3 protein-coding genes are annotated in these 3,109 nt (G+C 72.4%); 2 read left to right on the top strand and 1 reads right to left on the bottom strand.

The window, feature by feature from the left end; all coding sequences use genetic code 11:
* Positions 1–62: 62 nt before the first annotated feature.
* Entirely contained in the window at positions 63–536 is a 474-nt protein-coding gene (locus COGEMETH_RS12800) for a RidA family protein (protein WP_238182995.1), read from the bottom strand.
* A gap of 263 nt (positions 537–799) precedes the next feature.
* On the opposite strand from COGEMETH_RS12800, the gene COGEMETH_RS12805 reads away from it, so the two are divergent.
* Both COGEMETH_RS12805 and argF read left to right on the top strand, forming a co-directional pair.
* Positions 800–1,993: an aspartate aminotransferase family protein gene (locus COGEMETH_RS12805; protein WP_238182996.1), complete on the top strand. Its 1,194-nt coding sequence runs from the start codon at positions 800–802 to the stop codon at positions 1,991–1,993.
* Positions 1,994–2,024: 31 nt separating this feature from the next.
* Positions 2,025–3,005 carry an ornithine carbamoyltransferase gene (gene argF, locus COGEMETH_RS12810; protein ID WP_238182998.1) on the top strand — a complete coding sequence of 327 codons (981 nt, stop codon included), beginning with the start codon at positions 2,025–2,027 and terminating at the stop codon, positions 3,003–3,005.
* Positions 3,006–3,109 lie beyond the last annotated feature (104 nt).

Here is a 3,109-nt window from a genome sequence, read left to right on the forward strand (position 1 = left end):
GCCTGCCCGGTCGTGCAGGCCGCGATGGGCGATCGGGCGTTCGGTGAGCCAGGACGGGGCCATCAGCGCACCTCGAACAGCGCCTCGACCTCGACGGCCGCGTCCAGGGGCAGTTCGGCCACGCCCACCGTGGAGCGGGCATGGCGCCCGGCATCGCCCAGGATCTCGACCATCAGGTCGGAGGCGCCGTTCATGATGCCGGCCAGCCCCGCAAAGCTCGGCACGGCGTTGATGAAGCCGCCCAGCCGCACGCATTGGGCCACCGCGCGGTCGAGGTCGCCCACCGCCGCCTCGAGCTGGGCCAGGACGTTGAGGGCGCAGAGCCGGGCGGCGGCGATGCCGTCCTCCGGCGAGACCTCGGCGCCGAGCTTGCCCGTGTGCGCGGGCGCGAGCTTGCCGTCCGGCCCGAAGCAGATCTGGCCGGAGATCACCACGAGGTTGCCCGTGCGCACGAAGGGCACGTAGTTCGCCACCGGTGCGGCGGCCTTCGGCAGGCTCAGCCCCGAGCGTTGCAGACGTTCCTTGACCGTGCTCATCCGTGTATGTCCCCGTGTTCCTCGCGGCCGGCTCTGAGCACAGGCGGGACCGGACGCGCAAGCCACGTCACGGCCCGATACGGCCCGGCAGAGCCGCCTGACGGCGCGGCATGTGCTTGGCGGGAGGCGGCCGCATCATTGACAGGCCGCCCGCGTTTCATAGTAATCGCGCGCGTGCCGCCCCGCTGACGAGGCGGCACTTTCGTTTTGAAGCGGGCCCTCTCGCCCCGCGCCACCGCGACTTGAAGACGGAGACGGGACCCGTGACATCCGCCCTTCTGCCGACCTATGCCCGCGCACCGCTCGCCTTCGAGCGCGGCGAGGGCGCCTGGCTGGTGGCGCGCAGCGGCGAGCGATACCTCGATTTCGGGGCCGGCATCGCGGTCAACGGCCTCGGCCACGCCCACCCGCACCTCGTGGCGGCGCTGACCGAGCAGGCGGGCAAGCTCTGGCACGTCTCGAACCTGTTCGAGATCCCCGAGGGCGAGCGCCTGGGCCGGCGCCTCGTGGACGCGAGCTTCGCGGACGTGGCCTTCTTCTGCAATTCGGGGGCGGAGGCCAACGAGGCCGCGATCAAGATCGCGCGCAAGTACCATGCGTCCGCGGGCAACCCGGAGCGCTACCGCATCGTCACCTTCGAGGGGGCCTTCCACGGCCGCACCCTGGCGACGCTGGCCGCCGGCGGCCAGCAGAAATACATCGAGGGCTTCGGCCCGAAGGTCGAGGGCTTCGACCAGGTGGCCACCGGCGACTTTGCCGCCCTGGAGGCCGCGATCGGGCCGGAGACCGCCGCCCTGATGATCGAGCCGATCCAGGGGGAGGGGGGCGTGCGGGTGATCCCGCACGCGGACCTGCGGCGCCTGCGCGAACTCTGCGACGCGCACGGCCTGCTGCTCATCATGGACGAGGTCCAGACCGGCGTCGGGCGCACGGGCCGGCTGTTCGCGCACGAATGGTCGGGCGTCACCCCCGACATCATGAGCGTGGCCAAGGGCATCGGCGGCGGCTTTCCGCTCGGCGTGTGCCTGGCCACCCAGGAGGCCGCCCGCGGCATGGTCGCGGGCAGCCACGGCACCACCTTCGGCGGCAACCCGCTGGCCATGGCGGTGGGCAACGCCGTCCTCGACGTTGTGCTGGGCGAGGGCTTCCTCGACCACGTGCAGCGGATCGCCCTGGTGCTGAAGCAGAAGCTCGCGGCCCTGCGCGACCGGCACCCCGGCGTGGTCCAGGAGATCCGCGGCGAGGGGCTGATGGTCGGGCTCAAGCTCGGCGTGCCCAACACCGCCTTCGCGGCGGCCGCGCGGGAGGCGCGCCTGCTCGTGATCCCGGCCGGCGACAACGTGGTCCGGCTCCTGCCGCCGCTGATCGTCGGCGAGGCGGACGTGGCCGAGGCCGTGGATCGACTGGAGGCCGCGGCCTCCTCATTGGACAGCGCGATGCGCGGCGCGGCCGAGTGAACCCGCGCGAGATTCGAGATGACGTGTTGAGATGACGGCCCACCAGAACGGCAAGATTACCGGCAAGGCGAGCAGCCCGGCCGGCGGCGCACGCCCCCGCCACTTCCTCGACCTGAAGGACCTCTCGGGCGCGGAGCTGCGCACGATGCTGGACGCGGCCGCCGCGATGAAGGCCCGCCGCCGCAAGGGCGAGCCCGCGGCCGAGCGGCCGCTCGCGGGCAAGAATCTGGCGATGGTGTTCGACCGGCCCTCCACCCGCACCCGCGTCTCCTTCGACGTGGCCATGCGGGAGCTCGGCGGCGAGACCCTGATGCTGACCGGCAGCGAGATGCAGCTCGGCCGCGGCGAGACCATCGGCGACACGGCGCAGGTGCTCTCGCGCTTCGTGGACGCGATCATGATCCGCATCCTCGACCACGGGCAGATGCTGGAACTGGCCGAGAGCGCCACGGTGCCGGTGATCAACGCGCTGACCAAGGTCTCGCACCCGTGCCAGATCATGGCCGACCTGCTGACCTTCGAGGAGCATCGCGGGCCGATCCGGGGCCGCACGGTGGCCTGGTCGGGGGACGCCAACAACGTGCTGGCGAGCTGGGTGCACGCCGCCGCCCGCTTCGACTTCACCCTCAACGTCGCCTGCCCGGCCGAGCTGTCGCCCCCGCCGGAGCTGATGGCCTGGGCGAAAGCCGAGGGCGCCCGCGTCGCCGTCACCCGGGACGCCTACGCCGCGGTGGAGAACGCGGACGCGGTCGTGACCGATTGCTGGGTCTCGATGGGCGACGACGAAGGCCACCGCCACAACCTGCTCGGCCCCTACCAGGTCGACGCCGCGCTGATGGGGGCGGCCGCCCCCGGCGCGATCTTCATGCATTGCCTGCCGGCCCACCGGGGCGAGGAGGTGACGGCCGAGGTGATGGACGGGCCGCAATCCGTGGTCTTCGACGAGGCCGAGAACCGCCTGCACGCCCAGAAGGGCGTCTTGGCGTGGTGCCTGCGGGCGGGCGGCCTGTGAGGCGAGGCTCGCGGGGGCGGGGACCCGTCCCCATATAGGCCGGACGGGCGGCGGACGCCGTCCTCATCCCCATCCCAGGCGGTGCGCTTCCCTCCCCCCTCTGC

The sequence above is a fragment of the Methylobacterium trifolii genome, assembly GCF_022179685.1.
Classification (GTDB): domain Bacteria; phylum Pseudomonadota; class Alphaproteobacteria; order Rhizobiales; family Beijerinckiaceae; genus Methylobacterium; species Methylobacterium trifolii.